This is a genomic window from Neisseria sp. P0022.S010 (assembly GCF_051956635.1).
Map to the genome: position 1 here is coordinate 1 of NZ_JBQCXF010000161.1, position 6206 is coordinate 6206.

The 6206-nt window shown below is 51.2% G+C and carries 8 protein-coding genes; 2 read left to right on the forward strand and 6 right to left on the reverse strand.

Annotation, left to right across the window (positions count from 1 at the left end; all coding sequences use genetic code 11):
* The first annotated feature begins 85 nt into the window (after window positions 1-85).
* Both ACTHUT_RS12535 and dapC read left to right on the forward strand, forming a co-directional pair.
* A complete protein-coding gene (locus ACTHUT_RS12535; protein WP_049351445.1) occupies window positions 86-1258 on the forward strand; it encodes an NAD(P)H-dependent flavin oxidoreductase in 1173 nt (390 codons plus the stop codon).
* Window positions 1259-1380: 122 nt separating this feature from the next.
* The gene (dapC, locus tag ACTHUT_RS12540; RefSeq protein ID WP_250600959.1) at window positions 1381-2568 is read left to right on the forward strand and encodes a succinyldiaminopimelate transaminase; all 1188 of its coding nucleotides are present in this window, start codon (window positions 1381-1383) and stop codon (window positions 2566-2568) included.
* Window positions 2569-2618: 50 nt separating this feature from the next.
* Here dapC and ACTHUT_RS12545 read toward each other — a convergent pair whose 3' ends face one another.
* The 6 genes from ACTHUT_RS12545 to ACTHUT_RS12570 form a co-directional block, all read right to left on the reverse strand.
* Window positions 2619-2789 carry a rubredoxin gene (locus ACTHUT_RS12545; RefSeq protein WP_003680460.1) on the reverse strand — a complete coding sequence of 57 codons (171 nt, stop codon included), beginning with the start codon at window positions 2787-2789 and terminating at the stop codon, window positions 2619-2621.
* An 84-nt stretch (window positions 2790-2873) separates the two neighbouring features.
* On the reverse strand, window positions 2874-3965 hold the full coding sequence (locus tag ACTHUT_RS12550; protein ID WP_049351443.1) for an acyl-CoA dehydrogenase family protein: 1092 nt from the start codon (window positions 3963-3965) through the stop codon (window positions 2874-2876).
* Window positions 3966-4089: 124 nt separating this feature from the next.
* Entirely contained in the window at window positions 4090-4638 is a 549-nt protein-coding gene (locus ACTHUT_RS12555; RefSeq protein WP_003685141.1) for a carboxymuconolactone decarboxylase family protein, read from the reverse strand.
* A 149-nt stretch (window positions 4639-4787) separates the two neighbouring features.
* Entirely contained in the window at window positions 4788-5210 is a 423-nt protein-coding gene (locus ACTHUT_RS12560) for a YidB family protein (RefSeq protein ID WP_250600961.1), read from the reverse strand.
* A 165-nt stretch (window positions 5211-5375) separates the two neighbouring features.
* Entirely contained in the window at window positions 5376-5831 is a 456-nt protein-coding gene (gene ruvX, locus ACTHUT_RS12565) for a Holliday junction resolvase RuvX (RefSeq protein WP_250589733.1), read from the reverse strand.
* Window positions 5824-6206, reverse strand: a 383-nt coding sequence (locus ACTHUT_RS12570; RefSeq protein ID WP_440418855.1) for a YqgE/AlgH family protein, incomplete at its 5' end; no start/stop codon positions are given. The genes ruvX and ACTHUT_RS12570, both read right to left, overlap by 8 nt.

The window sequence follows — 6206 nt, forward strand, 5'->3', positions numbered from 1 at the left end:
CTTATTTATATACACATCAGTCCGTTATCCAATCCATTTCATAGGATTTCAGACGGCGCCATCCAGAATCTATGAAGGAGCATCCATGCAAAACAACTTTGACCCATTGATTATCCGTGGCAAATCACTGATCCCCGTCGTACAAGGCGGTATGGGTGTAGGCGTTTCCGCATCAAAACTCTCCAGCGCGGTTGCGCGCGAAAACGGCGTGGGTACGATTGCCAGCGTCGATTTGCGCCACTTGCACGAAGATTTGCTGGCCGAATCAAAAATTGATTCCAGCGAAGAAAAATACACCCGCCTCAACTGCATCGCGCTTGACCGTGAAATCAAAAAAGCCAAAGCCGATTCAGAAGGCAAAGGCATGATTGCCGTCAACGTCATGAAAGCCGTCAAAGACCATGCCGCCTACGTCCGTCAGGCGTGCGAATCCGGTGCTGACGCGATTGTGATGGGCGCAGGTTTGCCTTTGGACTTGCCGGAAATGGCCGAGGGCTACCACAAAGATGTCGCCCTTTTCCCTATCCTGTCCGAATCACGCGGTATCAACATCGTTTTGAAACGTTGGATGAAAAAAGGCATCTTGCCCGATGCCATCGTTATCGAACACCCTGCCCACGCAGCCGGCCACTTGGGTGCGGCGACCGTCGACGGCGTGAACGATGCCAAATTCGAGTTCAAACGCGTTATTGAAGAAACGTTTGAAGTATTCAAAAACTTGGGCTTGGAAAGCGAAAAAATCCCGTTGGTACTCGCCGGCGGCATGGCAAACTTTGAAAAAGTCAAAACAGCCTTGAAAAACTGGGGCGCGTCCGCCGTCCAAATCGGTACCGCGTTTGCCGTGACCGAAGAAGGCGATGCCCACATCAACTTCAAAAAAACGCTGACCGGTGCGGAAACCGAACAAGTGGTTGAATTCATGTCTGTTGCCGGTTTGCCTGCTCGCGGCGTGCGCACCAAATTCCTCGACAGCTACATCAAACGCGAAGCCAAATTGCAAGCCAATGCCAAAAACGATCCGCGCCGTTGCACCCAAGGCCTGAACTGCCTGACCAGCTGCGGCTTGCGCGACGGTTTGGCCAAAGCCGGTCAATTCTGTATCGACATCCAACTTTCCGCCGCATTCCGCGGCGAAGTCGATAAAGGCCTGTTTTTCCGCGGCAAAGACCCGCTGCCGTTTGGCAACGCCATCCGTACGGTTCAAGAAACCATTCATTATCTCTTGAACGGTTCCCTGCCCGCCGTCCCTGCCAAATAAACGCATCAATATTCAAAAGGCCGTCTGAAAAACATTTAAACCCTGTTTTCAGACGGCCTTTTTGTCCCAATCCATCTAAAAAATGCTAAGATTATTGCCTGAATTTATCCGGCTGAAACATCATGAACCCATTATTGAACCATCTCAAACCCTATCCTTTCGCCCGCCTGCGTGAAGCCATGCAAGGCATTGATGCACCCGAAGGCGTAACGCCCATTCATCTGCAAATCGGCGAGCCGAAACATCCGACGCCCAAAGTCATCACCGACGCGCTGACCGCCTCCCTGCACGAACTGGAAAAATATCCGCTGACCGCAGGCCTGCCCGAACTGCGCCAAGCCTGCGCCGAATGGGTTGCCCGCCGTTATGATGGTTTGAGCCTCAATCCCGACAATGAAATCCTGCCGGTATTGGGCAGCCGGGAAGCTTTGTTCTCTTTTATCCAAACCGTTTTAAATCCGGCTTCAGACGGCCCCAAACCGGTCGTTATCAGCCCTAATCCTTTCTATCAAATTTACGAAGGCGCGACTATTTTGGGCGGCGGCGAAATCCATTTTGCCAACTGTCCTGCGCCCAGCTTCAACCCCGATTGGAGCAGCCTGCCCGAAGACGTATGGCAACGCACCAAAGTCCTGATCGTCTGCTCGCCCAACAACCCGAGCGGCAGCGTCCTGCAATTAGAAGACTGGAAAGAAATTTTTGATTTGCAAGACAAATACGGCTTCGTTATTGCCTCTGACGAATGCTATTCCGAAATCTATTTTGACGGCAACAAACCAATCGGCGGCCTGCAGGCTGCGGCGCAATTAGGACGCGGCACGCGCAACATTATTATGTTCACCAGCCTGTCCAAACGCTCCAATGTCCCCGGTTTGCGTTCCGGCTTTGTCGCAGGCGATGCCGAGTTGCTCAAAAACTTCCTGCTCTACCGCACCTACCACGGCAGCGCGATGAGCATTCCCGTCCAACGCGCCAGCATTGCCGCTTGGAACGATGAAGAACACGTCATTGACAACCGCCGCCTCTACCAAGAAAAATTCGACCGCGTCATCCCTATTTTGCAACAGGCGTTTGATGTCAAACTGCCTGACGCGTCGTTCTACATTTGGCTGAAAGTTCCCGATGGCGACGACTTGGCATTTACGCGCAACCTGTGGCAAAAAGCCGCTATCCAAGTGTTGCCCGGCCGCTTCCTCGCCCGCGATACCGAACAAGGCAATCTGGGCGAAGGCTACGTCCGCATCGCTTTGGTTGCCGATGTGGAAAGCTGCGTCAAAGCGGCTGAAACCATGGTTGCTTTATACCGCTGATAAAGCAAAGGCCGTCTGAAATTTCAGACGGCCTTTTTAAATCAACCAAGTTATATCACGAAATCCAACAGATAAAAATCTTCTTTACCTACGCCGCACTCAGGGCATTTCCAGTCGTCAGGAATATCCTCAAACTTGGTTCCGGCAGGCAGGCCGTGCTCTGGATCGCCGAGGTCTTCGTCGTAAATCCAGCCGCAAGGGCCGCACATATATTGAGCCATTGTGTGTTCCTTCTATTTTAAAAGGCCGTCTGAAACCGTATTTTCAGACGGCCTTTCGTGTGTTTTATTGTTGATATTTTGAATTTATTGCGCTGCTTCCAAAGCGGCGATTTCTTTACGCAGGTGTTTGATAGCCGGTGTTACGATGGCGACGAACATGGCCTCGCGGACGCGGCGTTGCGCCGGACTGCGCATCAGATAACCTTTCGCACCTGCATGCAATGCGGCAGATTGAGTGGCGTTCAATGCCAACACGGCAGCGGCTTCACGCAGTTTCAAGGTTGCCAGCGTGTCAGGTTTGTTGTTCCACGCATCATCGGCAAGGCGTTCGGTTTCCGCCCATGCACCGTCCAACACGGCTTTCAAATCATCGTAGCTGTGATCGAGATAAGCGTTCACTTCCGCATTCACCACGTTGGCCATACGGATAATGCCGAGCGCACCGTCAATCACACCGGCGCCAATACCTATTTGCAGCAAGATGAAACCGGCTTTAATGGTCGGAATATAAGACTGGAACTGCTCAGGCGAGGCAATCACATCTTCATCGGGAATAAACACGTCTTTAAAATTCAGGCTGTAAGTGCGCGTGCCTTCCAAACCGCAGAACTCAGGGCAATCTTGCAGGGTAACGCCTTCCCATTGACCGCCGGTAATAAACATTACATAGCTGTCGCCGACTTGGGCGGTATTCGCCCAAATATGGTCTTCGCCGATATTGGATACCCAAGGCAAAGCGCCGTTGACTTTGTAGCCGCCCTCGACGCGCTCGGCTTGCAGGTTGTGTTTTTCAATGCCGGCAAGGTGTTTGACGGTATTGGACATGCCCGTACCGGCCAAAACTTTGCCCTGCAGAATATCGGCAAAATATTTGTCTTTAACTGCTTGATTGGGCGATTGGTGCAGATACCACGCGCAAGCCGCCTGACACCATGCGCTGAACGAAGTGGCGCCGCATTCTTTACCGATTTCGCGCAATACGGCGATTTGCGTTGCCAAACCCAAACCGTTACCGCCTTCTTCAACCGTACCGGTCGCGGCAAAACCGCCGATTTTGCCCAATTCCAGCATAAATTCTTTCGGGTACAGGCCTTTGCGGTCGATGTCGTCCACCAATGGTTTCAGTTTGCTTTTAACGAGTGCGGCAACATTGTTCAGTAAAGCTTCGCGTGTCATGATTTTTTCCTCTGAATAAGGTTTGAAGCGTAGATGGTTCTACTCATGAATTATTCTTAGCAACAAGGATATCCTTGCTTTTTACTAAAAGGCCGTCTGAATTTTCAGACGGCCTTTGATGAGATTAGGCAAATGCCTGCAATTCAGGGTTGATTTCAGTTTTGGCAAGGTTGTTGACGTAGTTGCACAAAGTTGCCAAAGCAACGCCCATGACGACTTCAACGGCTTGCTGTTGGTTGTAGCCAGCATCGAAGAAAGCTTTCAGCTCGTCGTCGGATACCGCGCCTTTTTTCGCCATAACGGCTTGGGTGAATGTCGCCAAAGCACCCAGTTTGGCATCGTCAAACTCGCCTGCAGCCAATGCGCGTGCGGCTTTGATGGATTGTTCGGACAGCAGTTTTTTCAAGGTAGCCAGTTTGGTGTGGCCGGCAACGCAGAAACCGCATTCGTTGGTACGGGCGGCAATGATTTGGACAACTTCAACTTCGCCGTCAGTCAGGCTGTTGGCCGCATTCAGCTTGCCAACTTCTTGATAAAACGCCAAAGCTTCAGGCGCATTGGCCAAAACGCCGATCAGGTTAGGAATAAAGCCGTTGTTTTTCAGTACGGCTTCAATGCGTGGTTTAGCAGCTTCAGGAGCGGTTTCAACTGTGTGTATGGTCAAGCGGGACATGTGTATAACCTTCTTATCTGGTGAAATGAAGTGCCCATCATAAGCCATCCGCCTTCATCAGAAAAAGACTTATTGGTTATTTACCGCGAACCAAAAGTTATAAGGCCGTCTGAACGGATTCAGACGGCCTTATCAAATGATTCAACTCATTATTTCATAAAGTTTTTCAGCAGCATAGAAGCGATGTCGTCCAAGCCGAAGCCATCCGCATCTTGAGCCGTGCCGTTAGGCGTGGCTTTATCGACCAAGTCAGGCAATACTTTTGCCAACAAATCGCCTGCTTGACCGGCATCCACGCCGAATTTTTGCGCGATTTGGTTTACCGTATCGCTGCCCAAAGCATTTTGCAGGTCGGTGCCGGACACAGGCAGGTTGCTGGATTGGTTGGAAACCCAGCTGCTCAGTGCATCGCCCAAACCGCCTTGTTGCAGTTGGTTGATCAGGTTGCCCACGCCGCCTTGTTGTTTCACCAAATCCATCGCCATATCAGTCAGAGAACCTTGTGCGCCGTTTTCGCTGTTGCCACCCAACACTTGAGTAGCCGCATTCAAAAGATTATCCATGAGTGCCATGACTTTTTCCTTGTATTTGTGTCTAAAAAAGAAAACGGAGTGTAGCAAAATTTGCACTGGAAAAAATCAGGCTTAACCAAACTAAACTTCTTTTATCCCAAAGCCGTAACGAAACCAAGGCCGTCTGAAATCAAGTTTCAGACGGCCTCTATAACGAACCATGTGCTACTCTTCGCGGCCATTGAAATACTCGGCCGCTCCGCCTTCAAAAAAGCCTTGCAAAATCGCCTGCGCCGCTACTTGGTCAAGTACGGATTTTTGTTTTCGGCCAAATACTTGGGCTTCAGCAAGCAAGCTTTCCGCGTATAGGGAAGACATCCTTTCGTCCACCCAATAAACCGGCAAGTTAAAACGTCCCTGCAAACGGCGGCCAAACTTGCGGCTCAAACGGGTCAACTCATGCTCCGTTCCGTCGGTATGTGTCGGCAGTCCGACCACAAAATACTTGGGCTGCCATTCTTTGACCAGCTTGGCAATGGCCTCGAATTTTTCATCATTGCTGTTGCCGGTTACCGTCGCCAGCGGATGGGTCATGCCCAACTCGGCATCACCCTGCGCCACGCCGATACGTGCCTCGCCGAAATCAAAGGCCAAAACCGTACCTTTTAGTGCATCAGGCATGGCCGACTCCTGAAACCAAGGCGTTCGGATTGATGCCCAATTTTTCAAAAGCGGCGGCATAACGGAGTTCGTAAGGCACATCAAACAGAATATGCTCGTCCGCAGGCACGGTCAGCCAAACATTTTCTGCCAGCTCGCGCTCCAACTGCCCTTTGCCCCATTTTGAATAACCAATACTGATCAAAGCCTTATCAACCGCACCTTCTTTAGACAGGTTTTCAATCACATCGCGCGAAGAAGTCAGCGCGACGTTATCGGTTACCACCATGCTGTTTTGCCAGCGGCCGATCGGCGTATGCACGACATAGCCGCGCTCAATCTGAACCGGCCCGCCCATCATCACGTTTTCATGTTGCAGGCGCAACGGGATATTGC

Excerpts from the sequence above, each read along its gene's own strand:
- ACTHUT_RS12560 (WP_250600961.1), bottom strand. The coding sequence starts at position 5,210 with ATGGCACTCATGGATAATCTTTTGAATGCGGCTACTCAAGTGTTGGGT.
- ACTHUT_RS12535 (WP_049351445.1), top strand. The coding sequence starts at position 86 with ATGCAAAACAACTTTGACCCATTGATTATCCGTGGCAAATCACTGATC.
- ACTHUT_RS12555 (WP_003685141.1), bottom strand. The coding sequence starts at position 4,638 with ATGTCCCGCTTGACCATACACACAGTTGAAACCGCTCCTGAAGCTGCT.
- ACTHUT_RS12550 (WP_049351443.1), bottom strand. The coding sequence starts at position 3,965 with ATGACACGCGAAGCTTTACTGAACAATGTTGCCGCACTCGTTAAAAGC.
- ruvX (WP_250589733.1), bottom strand. The coding sequence starts at position 5,831 with ATGCCTGATGCACTAAAAGGTACGGTTTTGGCCTTTGATTTCGGCGAG.
- dapC (WP_250600959.1), top strand. The coding sequence starts at position 1,381 with ATGAACCCATTATTGAACCATCTCAAACCCTATCCTTTCGCCCGCCTG.
- ACTHUT_RS12545 (WP_003680460.1), bottom strand. The coding sequence starts at position 2,789 with ATGGCTCAATATATGTGCGGCCCTTGCGGCTGGATTTACGACGAAGAC.